This is a genomic window from Providencia lanzhouensis, assembly GCF_050469745.1.
Lineage (GTDB): Bacteria > Pseudomonadota > Gammaproteobacteria > Enterobacterales > Enterobacteriaceae > Providencia > Providencia lanzhouensis.
In genome coordinates, this window is record NZ_CP174123.1 from 1,775,923 (window position 1) to 1,796,620 (window position 20,698).

Genomic DNA, 20,698 nt, shown 5'->3' on the forward strand with positions numbered 1-20,698 from the left:
TTGACCTGAATTGCCTTATTGTAGCGTAAAAATAGGGTAACAGGGTATAAGCAAAATTTGTGGTGATATTTTGTACATAGCGCTGTGGGTAGTGAAGATTTTTAACTGTAAATGAGAATCAACAAGGTTATATCTAATTGTAATGGTTACTATTATTTTTAATTTAATCTTAATGAGAAATAATCGCATTAAAATGCTTTACAAATGATACTAATAACTATTATCATTAACTCAGTCTCTTGAGTGCTTAGCTTTAGCAGACAAGGCATGACATTGCTCACATTGCTTCCAGTGTTTTATTGCTTTCAGTGTTTTAGTTATATAGCCAGCTCGGGTGCTGGCTTTTTTTTTGCATAAAAATCAGCTTTCTAAGCTAATATGATGTTTTTTAATTAATCCTCGAAATTGGTCATAGCTCAGTGATAGGCATTGAGCTGCTTTACGCTGATTAAAATTGGCTTGGCGTAGCGCCTCTTCAACATATTGTTTTTCCGATTCTAATTGCCATTGTCGTAAGTCAAAGGGAAAAACGGGTGCTAATTTGGAGTTTTCTGATGATGCTGCGGGTATCTCATGAAGCTCTGCTAGTTTCTCACCAAAGGGATCTAAAATAATCGTATCCACTGGTAAGTCACTTTCCCCATGCCGATAAACTGAACGCTCGACAACATTTTTCAGTTCGCGAATATTACCTGGCCAAGAATAGTGCATCAGTGTCTGCTGGGCGTTGTCAGAAAACCCAGTGAAATAATCACGCTTTAGCTCACGTACCATACCAATGGCAAAGTGCTCAGCCAATAACAGAATGTCAGGAACACGTTCACGTAATGGCGGCATGCGAATCACTTCAAAGGCAATTCTATCTAGCAGGTCAGCGCGAAAAAGTCCTTGGCGAGCCAATTCTGGAAGGTTGGCGTTAGTGGCACAGACCAAACGAACATCTACTTTTAATGACTGACTTCCGCCTACACGCTCTAATTCGCCATATTCAATCACACGTAACAGTTTTTCTTGTACAGACATCGGCGCGGTTGCCAGTTCATCAAGGAACAATGTGCCTTTATCTGCACGTTCAAAGCGACCTTGATGGCGTTTCTGGGCCCCGGTAAACGATCCTGCTTCATGTCCAAATAATTCAGAATCCAGCAAGTTCTCATTGAGTCCGCTGCAATTTAAGGAGATAAAAGGCTCTTGCCAGCGGGGAGATAGATAGTGAAGGCGATCCGCGATTAACTCTTTACCTGTTCCTCGTTCGCCAATAACAAGGACAGGTTTATTTAGCTTAGCAAGTTCGGAAGCACGTTCTAGGACATCAAGGAAATTACTCGATACACCAAGAATAGTATTGTTAGTCTCTTTCATGGTTATTTTTACCAAGTTTTGGTTAATTTTACCTATAGTTAACTATAGTACAAATAACCGTCGATAGGTATCGAAATAATATTTTTGTTATTTATTAGTTGGTTATGCCATTCTGAAAAAGTTGGCACGCCAATTGCTATCTTAGAGTTGTAAAAGATTTTGATTGAAATAATTATCGGTTTAATAATTTCAATTTTATATTCATGGAGCATCACGTATTGGTTGGACGCCAACATCGGGTTGAGGCTCTACAGAAAGATAACATCCATCAAGAGGATATAAATTATGGGTATTTTTTCACGTTTTGCCGACATCATTAATGCCAACATTGCTTCACTGCTTGATAAAGCTGAAGATCCGCAGAAAATGATCCGCCTGATGATTCAGGAAATGGAAGACATGTTAGTGGAAATCCGTTCCACCTCAGCACGTACCTTAGCTGAGAAAAAAAGTTTAGAGCGCCGCGTCGAAATGGGCGAAAAACAGATTGCCGAATGGCAAGAAAAAGCGGAACTGGCATTAATCAAAGATAAAGAAGATTTAGCTCGCGCAGCATTGATTGAAAAACAAAAAGTCAGTGCCATGGTCGATACGCTAAAACATGAACTGATTATTGTTGATGAAACGCTGACTCGCTTAAAAGGCGAAATCACGGAATTAGAAAATAAACTGCAAGAAACGCGTGCAAAACAGCAATCAATGACCGTACGTTTAGAGGCGGCACAATCAAGTCGTAATGTTCGTCGCCAGTTAGACAGTGGTAAACTGGATGAAGCAATGGCGCGTTTTGAACAGTTTGAACGTCGCATTGACCATATGGAAGGCGAAGCGCAAAGCTACGGTATTGGTAAACAACGCTCTTTAGAACAGCAATTTGCTGAGTTAAAAGCGGATGATGAAATTAGTGCACAGTTAGCCGCGCTTAAAGCTAAAATCAATAAAGACGAATAATATTCACCACGCAAGGCGCAGTGATTTCATTGCGCCAGTGCGCTAGGCTAAATAACCATAAATAAGGAAATGTGATGGGCTACGTTTTACTGTCTCTCGTATTAATCATTTTTGTCATTTTTGTTCTGCCGATTTGGTTGTGGCTCCATTATAGTAAGAAAAATAATGGGCAGGGAAGTCAGCTTACTGAAAATGAAGTGCAACGTTTGATGCAATTGGCAGAGCAGTCATCGCGTATGCAGCAGCGCATCAAAACGCTGGAAGATATTTTAGATGCCGAGCACCCAAATTGGAGGCAAAAATAATGACTAATCTACGCAACCGCAAGTTATATCGCTTAACGGATAAACGTGTTTTTGGTGGTGTTTGTTCCGGTCTCGCTGAATATTTAGAGTTACCGGTTGCTTTGGTCAGAGCATTAGCTGTACTTGCCCTGTTTATGAGTTTTGGATTGACCTTGATTGTCTATGTGGTGATGTGTTTCTTTGTGGAAGCTGCGCCAAGCGGTTACCGAAGCGAACAGGATATTGGACCAGAAGTGACAACACTATTAAACCAAATTGATGCTCAGCTACAAGCTGGGGAAATGAAACTGCGCCAAATGGAGCGCTATGTCACTTCGGACACTTATGCCGTGAACAGCAAGTTTCGTCATCTATAACAACTGATTTGCACCATCACATAAATGGGAATAGAGTTTAATGACTGTATTCCCTTTATATTTTTATTGGGAGAGCGAGAACTAGGAGCATTATGAAACGGCTACAAAATGAATTAACTGACTTAATGAACCGTAGCGTTGACCGCCATGTAAGGCTTGCTGTCACTGGATTAAGTCGCAGTGGAAAAACCGCATTCATCACTTCTCTCGTTAACCAACTTCTTAACACCACCACGGGGGCGCGCCTTCCGCTATTTTCAGCGGCGAGAGATAAACGGATCCTAGGGGTAAAACGCATTCCACAGCGCGATATGTCAATTCCGCGTTTCGCTTATGATGAAGGAATTGCATCGCTTTATGGCGACCCGCCGCAATGGCCGACGCCTACCCGTGGAGTGAGCGAAATTCGCTTGAAAATTCATTACCGTTCAAATGATTCGTTTGTTCGCCATTTTGTCGATAACTCCTCCCTGTACTTAGAAATTGTCGATTACCCGGGGGAGTGGCTACTGGACTTACCGATGCTAGATCTGAATTATTTAACATGGTCTAGCCAAATGAAAGTGCTACTTAAAGGTAAGCGTGGGGAGCTCGCGAATGAATGGCTACAACTTTGCCAAAAATGTGATCCATTAGCTCCTGTCGATGAAAATCTCTTAGCTGAAATTTCCAATGCTTACACCGCATATCTGCATGAATGTAAGCAACAAGGACAGCACTTTATTCAACCTGGTAGATTTGTTTTACCTGGAGAGTTAGCTGGAGCGCCTGCATTACAATTCTTTCCATGGCCAAACATCGAAAAATATGGTGAAAAACAGTTAACGCAAGCGGATAAAAACACCAATATCGGCGCATTACAGCGTCGCTATCAATACTACTGTGACCATGTGGTGAAAGGGTTTTATAAGGATCATTTCCAGCGTTTTGACCGACAAATTGTGCTGGTGGATTGTTTGCAGCCTTTAAATAGTGGCGCAGACGCCTTCAATGATATGCGAATGGCGCTAACGCAGTTAATGCGCAGCTTTCATTATGGAAAACGCACATTGCTCAGACGCATGTTTTCTCCATGCATTGATAAGCTACTTTTTGCCGCCAGTAAATCGGATCACGTCACACCCGATCAACATGCAAACTTAGTCTCATTATTGCAGCAGTTAGTCCAAGATGCTTGGCAAAATGCAGCATTTGAAGGGATCAGCATGGACTGTGTAGGGCTGGCGTCTATTCAAGCGACGGAAAGCGGTATTGTGGACTACAAGGGTGAAAAATTACCTGCTTTAAAAGGTGAGCGACTCAGCGATGGGCAACCCTTAACGTTCTACCCAGGGGATGTCCCTAAGCGTTTACCTAATGAACAGTTTTGGCAACAGCAAGGCTTTCAATTTGAAAATTTCCGCCCTCGGCCAACACCGTTAGATCAACCGTTGCCACATATTCGCATGGACAGTGCTTTGGAATTTTTGTTAGGAGATAAACTGAAATGAGTGAACCTCTAAAACAGCGCGTAGACTTTGCCGCTAAAGCCGATAAGCCAGCCATGGAGCCATTAAAACAAGCGCAAACCTTTGATGAGAAAGCGTTTGAAAAATTTGTGCCGGTTGATATACAAGAAGAACAAGATAGCCAAGATGGCGAAGTTGAAAGTCTTATCAACGAGGCCTTAAAACCTAAACGCAGTTTCTGGCGCAAGCTAGTTGGTGCTGCCGCAGGCATTTTTGGGGTGAGCGTTGTCGCTCAATTAGGGCTTTGGATCCATCAATCATGGATAACCCAAGACTGGACAGCGTTAGGCACCGCAGCAGCGGGGGGATTAATTGTGGTCGCTGGTGTGGGTTCAGTCATCGGCGAATGGCGTCGCTTGTATCGGCTCAGAGAACGTGCAGAGGAGCGTGATTTTGCACGTGAATTGCTTCATAGCCACGGCATGGGGCAGGGTAAAGCATTCTGTGAAAAGCTCGCCAAACAATCTGCATTACCGATGCAACATCCTGCGATACAAAGCTGGCAAGCCACGGTTCATGATTCGCATAATGACCGCGAGGTTATTGAACTGTATAGTAAATTAGTTCAACCGATCCTGGATGAGCAAGCGCGTAAAGAGATCAGCCGTTCATCAGCAGAATCTGCCTTGATGATAGCGGTCAGCCCATTGGCGATTGTTGACATGGCATTTATCGCGTGGCGCAACATTCGTTTAATCAACCGCATTGCAGCCATTTATGGCATCGAACTGGGCTACTATAGTCGGATCCGCTTATTCCGTATGGTGCTGATTAATATTGCATTTGCTGGCGCTTCTGAACTTATTCGTGAAGTCGGGATGGATTGGTTATCTCAGGATATTACCGCACGGTTGTCGACACGCGCGGCACAAGGAATCGGCGCTGGGCTTCTGACCGCTCGATTAGGCATTAAGGCGATGGAGCTATGCCGTCCATTACCTTGGATAGAAGACAAACCGAAATTGGGTGATTTTCGCCGTCAATTAATTGGCCAGCTGAAAAATGCCATTCCCTCAAAAAAAGAGAATCCATAAGCTGTAAATTTGACTGGCAGGATGAGTTGACAGTTTTAATCATTCTGCCAGTCATGTCTAAAAGGGTAATACCCTGCCGAATTAATCAACAATCCTCATATTAAAGAAAGAAATGTTGCTGATATTTATTAGAAACTAGACGAGTGTCAACAATATGTGACACGGCTCTGTATTACTGTCCTGTTTAACGCTAAAATATGAGTAATTATGTTCTCTACAAAAGGTTTCATCATGCGCCTCGAAGTGACCTGCCAAGACCGTATCGGTTTAACGCGTGAATTACTTGATCTTTTAGTTCTACAAAACATTGACTTAAAAGGCATTGAAATTTCAGCTCAACGTCGAATTTACCTGAACTTTGCACCTGTAGACTTTCAGGTTTTCAGTACGCTAATGGCAGAGATCCGCCGCATAAACGGGGTAATTGATGTTCGTCGTATCTACTTTATGCCATCCGAACGTGAGCATAAAGCGGTGTGGGCTTTACTCAATTCTTTCCCTGAGCCAGTTTTATCCATTGATAATAAACTGAATATTGAGCTGGTTAACCCAATGAGCTTGCAACTTTTTGGGGTTGATGAAACTAAAATCAAACAGAAATCCTTCTCCCAGTTAATCCCTAACCATGGTTTACACCGCTGGTTTGAACGTGAGTCACCAGAACCTTACACCGAACGCATTTCGGTCAAAGGCAGCGATTATTTAATGCAGGTCACACCAATTATTCTCGCCGATGAAGATGGGAAATCTCACTGTACAGGTGCGGTGATCTTACTCAAATCCGTGGCAATTCTTGAAAATCAACGTAAGCAAGTGGCTGAAGTTGATATTGAAAACCGTGGATTTAGCCAGATTGTGGCGGTCAGTCCTGCGATGATCCAAGTCGTTGAGCGAGCTAAACGTGTTGCTATGCTGGATGAACCGTTGCTGCTTGTCGGGGAAACTGGAACGGGTAAAGACATTCTGGCAAAAGCCTGCCATTTACACAGTGCTCGTGGTAATGCGCCATTTTTAGGATTGAACTGCGCTTCAATGCCTGATGATGTCGTTGAAAGTGAGTTATTTGGTTATGCAGCAGGGGCTTATCCAAATGCGGTTGAAGGGAAAAAAGGCTTTTTTGAGCAAGCTAATGGCGGTACCGTCTTGCTGGATGAAATTGCTGAAATGTCCCCTCAAATGCAAATTAAACTATTACGTTTTCTGAACGATGGAACTTTCAGACGTGTTGGCGAAGAGCATGAAGTCAAAGTCAATGTGCGTGTGATTTGTGCGACACAGAAAAATTTACCTGAGTTAGTGGAACAGAAAAAATTCCGTGAAGATCTCTATTACCGTTTGAATGTTATAACTCTCACGATCCCACCATTAAGAGAACGAAGCGAAGATATTAAACCGCTCACGAAAGTCTTTGTGTCTAATTTTGCCAAAGAATTGAACATTGATGAGCCAAAAATTTCACCGGCATTAATTGAATCACTCAATTCTTATTATTGGCCGGGTAATGTTAGACAATTACGCAATGCGTTATATCAGGGGCTGTCGCAATTTAGTGGCAATATTCTGGATGTTGATGATATTCAACTTCCTGATGCAGTTAACGCACCTGCGATTGCTTTAGATACATTAAATGGGTCACTGGATGAAATAACCAAACGCTATGAAGCCTCGGTGTTGGCGAGATTATATCGTGATTATCCGAGTACGCGTAAATTGGCTAAACGTTTAGATATTTCTCATACCGCTATCGCGAACAAATTGCGAGAATACGGGCTCAGTACCAAGAAAGAGCAAGATTAACATGATGAAAAAGCTGTTTAAATTGGGTCTACTTAGCGTATTAATGAGTGTGAGTATTAGCACTGTTGCACAAGAAAAACCGAATAATAAGTTAATTGATAAACTCTGTAAAAATACAGAGCAATCCATGGAAGATGTGTATGAAAATGGCGCATTAACTCAGTGTCATTTCCCTAATAGCTCGCTACTAAGTGCTTATCAAGAATATCGTAATCTGCTTGGTGATGATAAAAAGTTTTTAGAAGCTAAGTTAGAACCAAACAAAAACAAAGAAGTGATTTGCTCGGATGATAACTGTCCGTCTATTATTTATCGATGGAGCGGGGACAAAAAACTAGAAATTGAGCAAAGTTTTCCAGGGGGAGAAACGTACCTCCAATTTATTCAAAATAATAAAGGCACTTCGCTCGAAATAAGATATTTTCCTGACTAACGCCCATTCAGTTAGTTCCAATGAAACATGCCAGATAAATAAGCTCACTCATTCAAAATCAGTTAAAAGAATGGAGTGAGCTTACTCGATTAAACTAAATTTACATATTTTTCATCGTAAAACGACGTCCTGATCATTGCGGGTTGGTTGTTTTTTCTGCTATAAAAATGGTGAGCAAAGCTTTAATTTTTAAATTAACGATAAAAAAATGCTTAAGTCGTGCATTGATTATTAATATTAGCAACGCGGGTTTTATACCTTTAAGGAGTTGCAATGGAACAATTTACGATTAATTTTATTGTCAATTTCAAGCTACGTGAATATATGTCTAAATGTCACTACCAAGGTGATATGTTTGAATCCGCGAATACTGCCGCAGAACTTTATTTAATGAACAAGGCAGCTGCGAATTATTTAGCGAAAAAAAATCGTTTTACGTGGGATGTATTAGTCAAAAATGGCGTTAAACCAAGGGATTTGATTATTGATATTCTCACGTCTTGTTGCCCTGTGACCCAAGAGCAGGCTCAACGGATATTAAGCACGTTGTCGCATTCGTTAGTGAGTATGATGAAAGGAAATATGATTTTTACAAATGTGGTCAATGCGAAAAATCATAAACCACTATTTTGGGCTTATGTTGATTAAAAGCATGATTGATAACCCCTCAACCCCTATCAAATGAAGCCACAATCACCGAAAGCATCGGTGATTGTGGTTCTTCATAATATACGATTATTTCAGGCTATTTAGCGCATTGTCATAATCAGGTTCTTCAGTAATTTCAGGCACTAATTGGCTGTAAATCACTTTGTCATTCTCATCTAATACAACGACGGAACGAGCCGTTAAACCTTTTAATGGACCGGTGGTCATTTCAACGCCGTAATCTTGGGCAAAATCACTACGGAATGAAGATAATGTCACCACATTGTCTAAGCCTTCTGCACCACAAAAACGAGCTTGAGCAAAAGGTAAGTCAGCAGAGATACATAACACAACAGTGTTGTCTAAACCGTTGGCTAATTGATTGAATTTACGCACAGAAGCGGCGCAAACACCGGTATCTACGCTAGGGAAAATATTCAGAACTTTGCGTTTGCCTTGGAATGTTTCTAAGGTTGCTTCACTTAAATCTTTAGCAACTAAAGTGAAAGGTTTAGCTTGTGAGCCAGCTTGTAAAAAAGTACCTGCAAGTGAAATGCTATTGCCTTTGAGTTTTACTGTCTGTGACATGTGTTTTTCTCCCGTTTATAGGTTGAGTTACAGAAGATGAAAATATTAAATGATTTTTAAAATCAAATTATTACCAGTTTCACATTCTGAGATTTCTGTTTTTAAATCCTATTATTGATCGAATTGCATTGTTGCCTTCTCGGCATGATAAGTAAGAAGGTTACGCTGCATTATACAAGTAATAAGCCCTATTAAGAGTTTATGTTTTTTATTATGTATCATCCTAAAATACCATATTCAACACGATAAAAAGAGCGCTTTGTGCCGTGTTTTACTTGTTATATGATGAAGTGAAAGCTAATTTTAAACTGACAATCAAGTCAATGAGTTATTCGCCTATCACGGCTAATGCCTTGGCATGTCAAATATCAATTTAGCAGTTTGTAATGGGTTAATTCATCAAAGCTTAGCGAATAACGCTGAGCGATCCTCTTTTTGATTAATAGATAGAAATAATAATATGCATAAACGTTCATTGACCTCTTTAGCTGTATTCATTTCATCCCTTTTCCTTTCTACACCGGTTATCAGTGCGACGGTTCCTGCTGGTACTGTTTTAGCTGAAAATCAAGAAGTTGTACGCCATCTGAAAGATGAGCCAGCATCATTAGATCCGATAAAATCTGTTGGGTTGACTGAAGCTCAAGTGATGCGTGATTTGTTTGAAGGCCTAGTTAATCAAGATAATCATGGAAAGCCGATACCGGGTGTCGCACTAAATTGGCACACTGATGACAATCGAACTTGGATTTTTCAGTTACGCCCTGAAGCGGCATGGTCGAATGGTGAGCCTGTTACCGCTGACGATTTCGTTTATAGTTGGCGTCGTTTAGTCACGCCAGCCAATACTTCGCCATTTGCTTGGTTTGCAGCATTAGCGGGAATTAATAATGCGCAGGATATTATCGATGGTAAGTTGCCACCAGAACAGTTAGGGGTGGAAGCTGTCGATAAACACACGCTGAAAATTGTGTTAAATAAGCCAGTTCCTTATTTCCCGTCATTAACCGCAAACTTCAGCTTATTTCCTGTTCATCGCGGAACCGTTGAACAATATGGCACAGACTGGATTAAAGTCGGTAATTTAGTTGGAAATGGTGCATTTGAACTTAATGACCGTGTTGTTAATGAGAAAATCGTATTAACACCAAATCCGCACTATTGGGATCATAAAAATACGGTGATCACCAAAGTGACTTTTGTCCCTATCAACCAAGAATCTCACGCGACTAATCGTTATTTGGCTGGGGATTTAGATATCACGGAATCCTTTCCTAAGCAGCGCTATCAAAAATTATTACAAGATATTCCTAACGAAGTTTTTACGCCGGATCAACTCGGTACCTATTACTACGCATTTAATACCCAGCGCGCGCCGACCAATGATGTCAGGGTTCGACAGGCATTATCAATGGCAATTGACCGCCAATTGATTGCTAGCAAAGTCTTAGGGACAGGGGAAAAACCCGCTAATTATTTTACACCTGATGTGACGGCAGGTTTTAAGCCGGAAAAAGGGCTGTATCAGACTCATAAACAAAAAGAGTTAGACCAACAAGCCAAAACGTTATTAAAGCAGGCTGGGTACAGTGAAGCGCATCCTTTGGAATTAACGTTGCTGTATAACAGCTCGGAAAACCATCAAAAAATTGCTATTGCGATTGCTTCCATGTGGAAGAAAAAACTCGGGGTGCAAGTTAAGTTAGTTAACCAAGAGTGGAAAACATATATTGATAGCCGTAACACCGGAAATTTTGATGTAATCCGTGCTTCCTGGATTGGTGATTTTAATGAGCCATCTACATTCTTATCACTGCTAACTTCTCAACACAGTGGCAATATTCCTAAGTTTAATAATCCGCAATATGACGCACTAATGACTTCAGCTAGCATTGAAACGAATGATGCGCAGCGTAATGTGTATTACAACCAAGCGGAAGCCATTATTGCAAAAGAAGCACCAATTGCACCAATCTATCAATATACGAATGCGCGTTTGATTAAACCGTGGTTAAAAGGTTATCCGATTGAAAATCCAGAGGATGTGGCATACAGCCATAGTTTCTATATGATTAAGCATTAAGAATGAAATTTAGCCAGTGCAGGTGTGCTGGCTAAATTTTGGGAGACCCAAAATAAAAAAACTCCTTCCACTGGAGAGTCAGAAGGAGGACCAAAAAGGAATAAACACTACAGCGCTAATAATAGGAAAAAACTTTGCGGTTTTATTGCTAATTTGTGTCAATCAAATGGGATCTCTCTAGCAAAAATTGAGAAATTTCATTGGGCTATAAATCTTGCATAACATCTTATTTTTATGCTTTTATTTTCCTTTGCTTAACACCTACTTAAACTTTGTATTTTGATTTTGTTATTGAAATCATTGCAATATTCCCTTTAATCAACTAAAAATACCTTACTTTTCAATTTAAGGAGATAATTGCATGGCGTCGACCTATGGATCGCAATTTCAACACTCTAACCCCGTTCATGCCTTTCAGTTAGATGGAGATGGCGGTGTTCTTCCTATCGATTTAAATGCCACTGCAACACAGCAATCTCCATTTTGGCTGCATTACGATTATAAAAATAAAGAGACGTCTAGCTGGATCCAACAGACTGATTTGTTTAATGACCAAGTGAAGTCGTCATTGACAGGTAAAATGAATCGTATGCGGATGGTGCGTATTGGTGATGGCGTTCTGCTGACATTACAAACCCTGAATAACACCGCAGGGCAGCGCCCAGAGCAATTGGTGGCATTTCGTATCTTTATGAACAGCCGTTTGATTGTTTCATGTCGTCACCGACGTGTTCACTCATTAGATTCTGTTATTGATGACCTTAAAGAAGGCGTCGGTGCACAGAGTACCGGTGAATGGCTTGCAGATGTCACTGATGCAATGACCGATGAAATTAGTGATTTCACCGATTCTCTTCACGAACGTCTTATTGAAATGGAAGATTTGATATTACATGGCGAAATTCCTGAACGTGGGGAATTAGCGTTACTGCGTAAACAAATTATTGTCGTGCGCCGTTATATGGCGCCACAGCGGGATATGTTTTCTCGATTAACCGCTGAAAAATTATTATGGCTAGATGATAACGACAGACGTCGTTTACAAGAAATATCAGATAGATTAGGGCGCTGTATTGAAGATTTAGATGGTTTTATTGCACGTACCGCCATTATGTCTGATGAAATTACGAATATGATGACGGAAATGATGAATCGTCGAATCTATACCATGTCATTAATGGCGATGATATTTTTACCAACCACATTTTTAACCGGTTTATTTGGTGTGAACTTAGGGGGTATCCCTGGAAATGAATTCAAGTTTGCCTTTAGTGCGTTCTGTTTATTACTCGCCTGCTTAATTGCTACGGTATTTTGGTGGTTAAAAAGAAGTCGATGGCTATAAGAAAGGTGAATTGTTCTGGATAATGGGTGCTAGTTTGAGATAAATCAATAAAGGGTATAGGGTTTTAAGGCAATATTACTCCCGCAGGTGAATGCAACGTTGAGCGATGAACGTTGTGCTCCATAATTGTAGTTTTTCTCATATTGAGTTCTTATACAGAATAATTGACCACTGTAATGCCGATGTATTTTACATCGGCTTTTTTTTGCATAAAATCTGATGCCACCCCTGAGTTTGCCCAGAGGTAGCGGACCAATTTTTATTATCTTACTTAACTTCAATCACATCTAATCGGTCAGCACTGTAGTCTGGTTGATCATCTTCATCAATCATTGGCTGAGCAGGCAATTCTTCACGGTCAAAAGCCATATCACCACCATTGATCACGGCATCACCATGTGAAATATTTTTAAAATCAAATAGTTCAGTATCACATAGGTGAGATGATACAACGTTCTGAGTCGCTCTAAACATAGTTTCAATGCGCCCTGGGTAACGTTTATCCCAATCGCGTAGCATCTCTTTAATGACTTGGCGCTGTAAATTCGGCTGGGATCCACATAAGTTACAAGGGATGATAGGGAATCCTTTTGCTTCAGCAAAACGCTCAATATCTTTTTCGCGGCAATAGGCGAGAGGGCGGATAACAATGTGTTTGCCATCGTCACTCATCAATTTTGGTGGCATACCTTTTAATTTACCGCCGTAGAACATGTTTAAAAATAGGGTCTGTAAAATATCATCACGGTGATGACCGAGCGCTATTTTGGTCGCACCTAACTCTGTCGCCGTGCGATATAAGATGCCGCGACGTAAACGAGAGCACAGGGAACAGGTGGTTTTTCCTTCAGGAATTTTTTCTTTTACGATGCCATAGGTGTTTTCTTCGACAATTTTATACTCAACACCGAGTTCGTCTAAGTAAGCTGGCAAGATGTGTTCAGGGAAGCCTGGTTGTTTTTGGTCTAAGTTAACAGCGACCAAAGAGAATGAAATTGGGGCACTTTTTTGCAGGCTTTGCAAAATAGACAGCAGAGTATAGCTATCTTTCCCCCCAGACAGGCAGACCATGATACGGTCGCCTTCTTCGATCATATTAAAATCGGCGATGGCTTGCCCAACATCACGGCGGATTCTTTTTTGGAGTTTGTTTAAGTTGTATTGTTCTTTATTAGTCGTCATTCTCGGTTGTTCTTTCTTGTTTCTGATTGCTATTTAAATTTTTGAAATATATATGCTTTTTTGTTTTTTGTCGTTCTCGTTGTTTCTGAATTAACCCAGTCTTATACTGACTCGTGTATAAGACTTTGTATAAGATTCTAGACATTGGATAAGACTGATATGTCAGAAATTAATAAACTCACAGACAAAAAGCTAAAAAACATTCATGGTAAAGAAATCTCTAAGCCGGTAATGATAGCAGATGGTAGGGGGCTTTCGATACTAGTAAGCAAAAAAGGTTCTATCTCATGGTCATACTCTTACCGATTTGAAGGTAAGTTAAGTAGGATGATAATAGGGCAATATCCTGATTTATCAATGAAACAGCCGCAAGACAAGGCTTCGAGCAATTTTGGTTTCAGGGCATGACCCAAATACCAAAAGCGGTAACTGTTCTGTTAGTGCTATACAAGGTGCGAATCTAACTTAATCTGCGTTATTCTTTCTTTCATATCCATATAAATTAATCCTACCAGACAAATACTCACCTAAATATACTTCACTGATTTTATTAAAACCTTGTTTCGAAATATTGTCTTCTAACCACTCAATGTCTTTGCCGATGATTTCGAGTAAGTCATGGTTAGCTAAGCCATCGACGATAATTGGATAACGTATATTTTCATCGCCACTTTGGATAATAGTCAATTGCCCATTTTGTTCGAGAACAACGCGTTTTAGTTGCTCTATTTCGTATATGCCATTTGATCTTAGTTTGAACATCAAATCATTAGCGGAAACACCGTTTTTTAGACATTCTTTAACGTTAACGCTGCCATTATGTACCAAGGTTATAGGTTTGCCGTCAATAATTCGTTTAATAAAGGGATTATTCTCTTTTAAAAATTTAAGGGCAAAAACAAGTAAAGTCCATATGATTAACACGAGTATAAATTGCAGTACTGTTATTGATTCATTGTAAATGACACCACCAATAATACCGCCTAGAACATAGTTTTGAACTTGATCCATTGCGGATGAAGGGGCTAAATTTCCTTTGCCCATGAGGTTTATTTGAACAATCAGGCATAGGATCCCTAATCCAAGCTTTATAATAATAGGTGTATAAATAATCATTTTATGCCTTATTTTTTTATGATTTTAATTTCGGGATTTGTTAACCAAACTTTTTCTAAGCTGTAAGTTTGTTGATCTACGCTTAAATGAATACGGTAATAACGGTCATCAATTTTAATGATGATGCCATCGGATAATTGTACCGAGTTAGAAAATATAGAATTTATATCAACCCCTTTTTCTTTTGATAATAACCTTACGAAATTAACCATTTGGGATGATTTTGAGTGTATATTTTGACTATCGGTATAATCTTGATACTGAATGCCTGAAATGAAGAGTAAAAATAAGAAGGCGATAATCGTTAAATCCCGATATTTAGTTTGTAGGCGGTGACGCATGTATAGGATGAAAAAAACGATTAAAGCAAATAAAGTGCCAAAAATAATAATATATTTAAAATAATCATTTATATTAGACTGCGCTTGCAAGTAATCTATCCCATAAAAATTCATATAAAAATCATTCCTGATTGTTCACTATATCCATCTTTATTATAGTGACTTATTCGCATTTTAGCTCTGATATTAAAATCTAATTTTGAGTTGTCAGTCATTACCCAAGATCTGTCATTGATTTTTATGTTGAAGTTAAAAATTGTCGATGGTTTCAGTATTTATCAAAGGAAGCATTTTGAAAACCTGCTTGTGGGATTAATTCAAGATAGGTTTTTAGATAACAAAAATATTAATGGAGATTTTATTCAAATATCGTAATGAAAATAATAATGTCGCTTCCCTTCAATAAATAAGTCATTTGAAGAGAAGCGATGAGCGATTACTGAGCCGCCTTTTTCAGTTTTTCAACTTGTTCGGCAGTGACAGGTTTACCTTGCCCCCCCCATTCGGCGCGCGCCCATGATATTAAATCTGCCATTTCTTGTGGCGTTAAATCATCGGCAAAGCTTGGCATAGCATACATACGCTGCCCATTAGGGAAAGTGGTGGTTGGAATACCCGTTAACACTACACTGATAAAGGTTTCGGGGCTGTCCATAGCTAAGATGGCATTACCTTTTAACGCTGGAATGCCATTAGGGACTCCTTCTCCGGTGATCCCGTGGCAACCTGCGCAGGTAGACATATACATTAACCGACCCGTTTCCATGATTTGACTGACATTACCCACGTCTGGTGAGTTTGCCTCAGGCAATGGAGCTGGCGGAGTGTCGGCTCCAAGTATTTTTCCTTGTTTATCCGTCATTAAATAAATTGCCATGTCATTAACATCGCTTTTATTCATCTGGCTAGTAGAAAAATGAGTCACTGTACTCATATCTGCAAATGCAGAGCCTTGCGGGGCATTCCCTGTAAGCAGGAATTGGCGCAAAGAGGCGGTATCGTACCCATGTTTGGAAAGCGCTTCGGCTGTAATATCAGGGATGGCTAAACCGGCTTCTTCACCCCCTTGAAGTGACCGTGAAAACTCGACACCCATCATTAAATTACGTGGTGAGTGACAAGCGCCACAGTGTGCTAGACCTTCAACAATATAAGCTCCTCGGTTCCACTCGGCAGAGCGTTGTGGGTCATGAGGCGCATTTTGTTTAGGGAAATTAAGTAAAGTCCAGAAGTTCATAAATGGGCGAACGGGTAGGACAAATACACCTGTATTTTCTTTGTTTGGCACATTGATTGGCGGAAGTGACATCACATAAGCATACAGGGCATCAATATCATCCGATGTCGTCATATGGGTAAATACAAACGGCATGGCAGGGTAGAGATTGCCTCTTTCTTTACCAATTCCGTCTTTCAAAGCACGATGGAAATCAGCACGGGTATAGTTACCGATACCAAATTGCTTATCAGGCGTGATATTTGTGGAATAAATGGTACCAAAAGGGGTTCCGATGGCACGCCCACCCGCAGCCAATGGCCCTTCAGGTAATGAGTGGCAACCAAAGCAATCACCAGCAGTTGCCAACTCTTGCCCTCTTGGCAGCAATTTGGCGACTTCTTCTGAGGTCAGCGGTTTATCTAAATCAGGACCGATACTGGAGGTACGAAAAGCACCAAATAGGATCGCAAGCATTAATATGATGAATAATAAGATAATAATATAAATGCTTTTACGTAGAGAGCTGGATTTAGCCATGAGGTTTCTCCCTAGTCGATCACGCAGCCAGGAGTGTCTAGAGCGACTTTCCTCACTGCTTCATAATAGCGAACATAGCCTGTACAACGGCAAATATGCTCATTGAGGGCTTCTTCAATCGCATGTTCGAGTTGGTCTCGTTTCACTGGGTTTTTCTTCAGTTTATCAAGAAATACCGTCGCACCCGTGACGAAACCGGGGGCACAATAGCCACACTGGAACGAAAAGTTTTCGATAAAAGCTTGTTGAATTGGCGTTAATTCAACAACTTTGCCTTGTTCATCCAGTTTGGCTTGCCCTTCGATGGTAACAATATTTTTATTGTTGAAATAATGGGCACCAAAGATACAGGTACGGCTTTCAACCGTTGAGCCATCGGGCTGAATTTCCATAATGGTGCAAGCATGGCAGATCCCTTGCCCGCAACCAAAGTGGGTGCCTGTGAGGTCAAGGTATTCATGTAAAAACTCAATCATTGGCATCCCAACAGGGACATCAATAGGACCAATTTTCTGGCCGTTAATGGTCAGTGTTAGTGGCTTGCGCTCAATAATCGGAACGGCATGGTTGATTTTCATGAGAGTGCCTTTTTAATTTTATCTACCGTGATAGGGAATTCATAGAAACGCTTACCTGTCGCATGGGTTAATGCGTTACTCGTCGCAGGTAAGATAGGGATCATTCCCAGTTCTGCCATGCCTTTTGGTGGCGAAGTTTCTGATAGGGGAGGTAAGTAATCAATGGTTTGTTGCCAAACCGCAACATCTTTTGCGCGTGGCAGAACATAGCGATTAAAGTTCCATGTTCCATTACCTGGCCCATCTTCATACAGTGGCAATTCTTCCATCAATGCGTGACCAATACCCATCGCGGTACCTCCTTGAATTTGGCCTGAAACCAATTCAGGGACAATCATTGTACCGGGATCCATAATCATATGGTGGCGCATGATATCGACCTCACCCGTCATAGTATTGACGTTGAGCTCGACGAGGCAGGAAGCTGGTGTGACCGTAGTTGGGTCAGCTTTTGCGCGTTGTGTTGGTGGGTAATAGGCAATTTTACGTTTAATAAAATGGTAACCGCCAGTTGTCATCTGCTTTTTCAGTTCTTGTGGAGCACCCTCGCCATAACGAACGGATATTGCATCGAGAGGGAGATTTTTCAATCCTACAGTTGGAATATCGAACTCTGCGCGAGCCCACTGCCAGCTTGAATAGCCGTGAACAGCAACTCCGGTGATTAGCCCCATCTCATGGGCTCTTTTGGCTAAAATGTCAAAAGGAATGGGCTTCATCCCACCACCGCCAATACCATCAGATCCGACACGAATATCTGCAAATTCAACATTTAAGCCATTGAATGCTCCTCCGCCTGGACCTTCACTCCAAATGCTTTTGGCCGCAGGCCATAGGGTATTTTCTAATAAAAAATGACCCGCTTGGCGTGTACCAAATCCAATGTAATAAACACCGCTCGATGAACTCATGTCAGGGATCAGCGCAGGTGTCCAATAGGGATCAGTTTTTGACAGTTCATCTTGTTTTTTCTGATCTGCCCAACTGGTTTTGAGCGGTAGTTCTGCAAATTCAGTTACCCCAAATTCAACCACATCAGGGGCTTTGCTGAGTGCTTGCCATACCATAACTTGTTGTGCGGTTGTACCACCGGTACCAATCTCTTGCATACAATGGCGCATTGTTAGCTTGCCATTCGCATCAAATTCAAGAGAAAGAATCGTTGGAACACCGCTAGAACCATAAACTTGCTGCACTTGCGCAAAGCCAACGCCGTATAACTTACCGGGGTTTTTTGCTTCATAATCGACTTTATTTTTTTCACGATCGACCCAAATCGGGTGTTTTTCCGCAAGATTTAACATTTCGACATTGCGAGGGTCACCAGCGATTACACCACCTTGTGTATTCGGATAACCTTCTAATATGGCATTACGGCGGCGCAGTTCAATTGGGTCAATATTGAGGTTATGAGCGATTTCATCGACCATCAATTCAGTGACTGCCATCGACTGTAAGGAACCAAAGCCACGCATTGAGCCTGCTTCGACAGCCGGGGTGGCCATGGCGAGAGCGGTGAGGTCAGATTTTGGGAAATAATAAATAGATTGGGCACCACGTACCGCAACGTGTGATACGGCAACCGAGAGGTTTTCACGACCTCCACCATTACAGTTATAAGTACCTTTTAATACATCAAATTTGCCCGTTTTTTTATCACCGATAATGGTGACATCCATCTCAATAGAGTGGCGTTTCATTCCCATTTGGAATTGTTCATAGCGGTCATTTGCCATACGAACAGGTAAGCCATCAGCATAGAAACTGGCGACCATCGAATAGAAAGGAAAAACCGAATAGTCTTTTGAGCCATAACCGACGGTAGAACCTGTTAATAACACAATGTTCTCGACAGAAAAATGTTTGTTGTGCTTCGATAACTCAGCAGCGGCGTTGACGACTCCTGCAGGAGACTGTGTCGCGGTTAAAATATGCAGTGTTTTGGTTTGTGCGTCATACCAAGTATTACAGTTATCAGGCTCCATTGCGCAAGGGTCAATGGATTGTGAAAAACCATGGCGCTCAATCACAAATTTATCGGGATTCTGGCGAGCTGCAGCGATTTCTTGTTCAATTTGCCGTGCGTAATCCATTGCTTTTTCTTGTTTATCAGGGCTTTTTTCTGCCTGATGAAGGGCTTGAATAAAACCACCACCACGATCTTTACGGATCACTGGTGGAATAGAAATGGCATGTTTGGGGTCATATGGAGGCCAAACAGGTGTATTGCCATCGAACCCACCTTTAATACCTGAATCTTGATAAGGGGAAAAGATAGAAGGTGAAAGTGGTGTATCACCACCGATACGTACATATCGCGCTGCACCATAGTTAGCGGGCGGTTTTGGTCCAGTCACCATTCCATATTTTACGGTGTTTGTCGCAAAACGTAACATACGCTGTGCTGCGCTGTATTTATCGAAATCATGATAAATCAAGATGGCAACAGGGTGGCCAATAATCGGTGGAGTGTCCCCTAGAGGCACTAAAATATTGGTGCCATAGAAGCCTTTTCCCATACTGGTGTCTTGAGGAATATTTAAGCCATCACGGATAAGGTCTTCTTGTAAAACAACTTTATCAGGCTGTAAATTTGGACCTAACATTGAAATATCAATGCCTTCAAAGGTTTTATCTGCTTCTGTTGCTTTTAACATAAAGGCATAGCTTTGTTTTTTAGGCCAACCAGGAATGTCTTTAGCGCGGTAATCACGAGCAAAATTTTTACGGCCGGTGACCTTTTCAACACCATCCCAACGAAAGCGTGCTTTACCATTTTGACCTATCCAATCGGTTGATGGAGAGTCAGAATCGAGCTCCATTGCTATCGCAAAAGGGAGTTTACCCACCATCACTGCAATGCCTGCAATAGTGCCTAGTTTGATGAAGTTACGTCTAGAAATATGACCCGACATAGTGTGCTCCCTGATTATATTTTTAGGGTTTTTATTATGAGCAATGGAAGTCAATAATATTTTTTAGCCACGCATTATAAGATTGTTTTATTTCGATTTAATTTGTTCGCAATTTGATGGCTAATATCAGATAGCTCAGTAAGTTACATAAATAGTATGGGTATCTGTATTGATATATCAAGAACGAGTAAAGGGATTTAGACAAGAAAGTGAATAATACTGTTGGGGTCATCTTAATATGACAGTATTGAATAAAATAACTGAGTTTTATTAGAATGTAATTTATTTAAATGATAGTAATTCTTATTAATGAATAATTAAATCAATATGTATTTTATTATATAAAGCATATGATTATGTCGATATTGTGATAAGAGTGACTACAACGTCGGTAGCTTAA

19 protein-coding genes are annotated in these 20,698 nt (G+C 40.8%); 11 read left to right on the forward strand and 8 right to left on the reverse strand.

Annotated features, from left to right (window positions below):
- Nucleotides 1-360: 360 nt before the first annotated feature.
- The gene (gene pspF / locus ACIH2S_RS08365; protein WP_036953481.1) at nucleotides 361-1,362 is read right to left on the reverse strand and encodes a phage shock protein operon transcriptional activator; all 1,002 of its coding nucleotides are present in this window, start codon (nucleotides 1,360-1,362) and stop codon (nucleotides 361-363) included.
- 285 nt (nucleotides 1,363-1,647) lie between these two features.
- Here pspF and pspA point away from each other — a divergent pair, with 285 nt between their 5' ends.
- From pspA to ACIH2S_RS08405, 8 genes are all read left to right on the forward strand, one after another.
- Complete coding sequence (pspA, locus tag ACIH2S_RS08370) at nucleotides 1,648-2,313, forward strand: phage shock protein PspA (protein ID WP_006660058.1); 666 nt, start codon at nucleotides 1,648-1,650, stop codon at nucleotides 2,311-2,313.
- 74 nt (nucleotides 2,314-2,387) lie between these two features.
- Entirely contained in the window at nucleotides 2,388-2,618 is a 231-nt protein-coding gene (gene pspB / locus ACIH2S_RS08375) for an envelope stress response membrane protein PspB (RefSeq protein ID WP_036953478.1), read from the forward strand.
- On the forward strand, nucleotides 2,618-2,974 hold the full coding sequence (gene pspC, locus ACIH2S_RS08380; RefSeq protein ID WP_036953477.1) for an envelope stress response membrane protein PspC: 357 nt from the start codon (nucleotides 2,618-2,620) through the stop codon (nucleotides 2,972-2,974). Before pspB ends, pspC begins: the two co-directional genes overlap by 1 nt.
- Before the next feature lie 92 nt (nucleotides 2,975-3,066).
- On the forward strand, nucleotides 3,067-4,464 hold the full coding sequence (locus tag ACIH2S_RS08385) for a YcjX family protein (protein WP_036953475.1): 1,398 nt from the start codon (nucleotides 3,067-3,069) through the stop codon (nucleotides 4,462-4,464).
- Nucleotides 4,461-5,516 carry a YcjF family protein gene (locus tag ACIH2S_RS08390; protein ID WP_036953473.1) on the forward strand — a complete coding sequence of 352 codons (1,056 nt, stop codon included), beginning with the start codon at nucleotides 4,461-4,463 and terminating at the stop codon, nucleotides 5,514-5,516. Before ACIH2S_RS08385 ends, ACIH2S_RS08390 begins: the two co-directional genes overlap by 4 nt.
- Before the next feature lie 231 nt (nucleotides 5,517-5,747).
- Nucleotides 5,748-7,313 carry a transcriptional regulator TyrR gene (gene tyrR, locus ACIH2S_RS08395; RefSeq protein WP_108479103.1) on the forward strand — a complete coding sequence of 522 codons (1,566 nt, stop codon included), beginning with the start codon at nucleotides 5,748-5,750 and terminating at the stop codon, nucleotides 7,311-7,313.
- 1 nt (nucleotide 7,314) lies between these two features.
- Nucleotides 7,315-7,746 (forward strand): hypothetical protein, encoded by a 432-nt coding sequence (locus tag ACIH2S_RS08400; protein WP_231138082.1) that lies wholly within the window; start codon nucleotides 7,315-7,317, stop codon nucleotides 7,744-7,746.
- Between the two features lie 273 nt (nucleotides 7,747-8,019).
- The gene (locus ACIH2S_RS08405) at nucleotides 8,020-8,394 is read left to right on the forward strand and encodes a hypothetical protein (RefSeq protein WP_036953471.1); all 375 of its coding nucleotides are present in this window, start codon (nucleotides 8,020-8,022) and stop codon (nucleotides 8,392-8,394) included.
- 87 nt (nucleotides 8,395-8,481) lie between these two features.
- Here ACIH2S_RS08405 and tpx read toward each other — a convergent pair whose 3' ends face one another.
- A complete protein-coding gene (gene tpx / locus ACIH2S_RS08410) occupies nucleotides 8,482-8,982 on the reverse strand; it encodes a thiol peroxidase (RefSeq protein WP_036953469.1) in 501 nt (166 codons plus the stop codon).
- A gap of 460 nt (nucleotides 8,983-9,442) precedes the next feature.
- On the opposite strand from tpx, the gene ACIH2S_RS08415 reads away from it, so the two are divergent.
- Together ACIH2S_RS08415 and zntB are read left to right on the forward strand one after the other, a co-directional pair.
- Nucleotides 9,443-11,065 carry a peptide ABC transporter substrate-binding protein gene (locus ACIH2S_RS08415; RefSeq protein WP_154599986.1) on the forward strand — a complete coding sequence of 541 codons (1,623 nt, stop codon included), beginning with the start codon at nucleotides 9,443-9,445 and terminating at the stop codon, nucleotides 11,063-11,065.
- A 361-nt stretch (nucleotides 11,066-11,426) separates the two neighbouring features.
- Complete coding sequence (zntB, locus tag ACIH2S_RS08420; RefSeq protein ID WP_108479002.1) at nucleotides 11,427-12,410, forward strand: zinc transporter ZntB; 984 nt, start codon at nucleotides 11,427-11,429, stop codon at nucleotides 12,408-12,410.
- A gap of 267 nt (nucleotides 12,411-12,677) precedes the next feature.
- Here the strand turns inward: zntB and ttcA are convergent, their stop codons facing one another.
- Complete coding sequence (gene ttcA, locus ACIH2S_RS08425) at nucleotides 12,678-13,592, reverse strand: tRNA 2-thiocytidine(32) synthetase TtcA (RefSeq protein WP_036953463.1); 915 nt, start codon at nucleotides 13,590-13,592, stop codon at nucleotides 12,678-12,680.
- 159 nt (nucleotides 13,593-13,751) lie between these two features.
- On the opposite strand from ttcA, the gene ACIH2S_RS08430 reads away from it, so the two are divergent.
- The gene (locus ACIH2S_RS08430) at nucleotides 13,752-14,000 is read left to right on the forward strand and encodes an Arm DNA-binding domain-containing protein (RefSeq protein ID WP_108479001.1); all 249 of its coding nucleotides are present in this window, start codon (nucleotides 13,752-13,754) and stop codon (nucleotides 13,998-14,000) included.
- Between the two features lie 57 nt (nucleotides 14,001-14,057).
- On the opposite strand, the gene ACIH2S_RS08435 is transcribed toward ACIH2S_RS08430, so the two are convergent.
- The 5 genes from ACIH2S_RS08435 to ACIH2S_RS08455 all read right to left on the reverse strand — a co-directional run bounded on the left by ACIH2S_RS08435 (nucleotide 14,058) and on the right by ACIH2S_RS08455 (nucleotide 20,298).
- Complete coding sequence (locus tag ACIH2S_RS08435) at nucleotides 14,058-14,708, reverse strand: DUF421 domain-containing protein (protein ID WP_036953461.1); 651 nt, start codon at nucleotides 14,706-14,708, stop codon at nucleotides 14,058-14,060.
- 8 nt (nucleotides 14,709-14,716) lie between these two features.
- Nucleotides 14,717-15,163: a DUF3290 domain-containing protein gene (locus ACIH2S_RS08440; protein ID WP_036953459.1), complete on the reverse strand. Its 447-nt coding sequence runs from the start codon at nucleotides 15,161-15,163 to the stop codon at nucleotides 14,717-14,719.
- A 322-nt stretch (nucleotides 15,164-15,485) separates the two neighbouring features.
- Nucleotides 15,486-16,805 (reverse strand): cytochrome c, encoded by a 1,320-nt coding sequence (locus ACIH2S_RS08445; protein WP_108479000.1) that lies wholly within the window; start codon nucleotides 16,803-16,805, stop codon nucleotides 15,486-15,488.
- Nucleotides 16,806-16,816: 11 nt separating this feature from the next.
- Nucleotides 16,817-17,383: a (2Fe-2S)-binding protein gene (locus ACIH2S_RS08450; protein ID WP_036953454.1), complete on the reverse strand. Its 567-nt coding sequence runs from the start codon at nucleotides 17,381-17,383 to the stop codon at nucleotides 16,817-16,819.
- Entirely contained in the window at nucleotides 17,380-20,298 is a 2,919-nt protein-coding gene (locus tag ACIH2S_RS08455; RefSeq protein WP_154609917.1) for a xanthine dehydrogenase family protein molybdopterin-binding subunit, read from the reverse strand. The genes ACIH2S_RS08450 and ACIH2S_RS08455 overlap by 4 nt, the downstream gene beginning before the upstream one ends.
- Nucleotides 20,299-20,698: the final 400 nt, after the last annotated feature.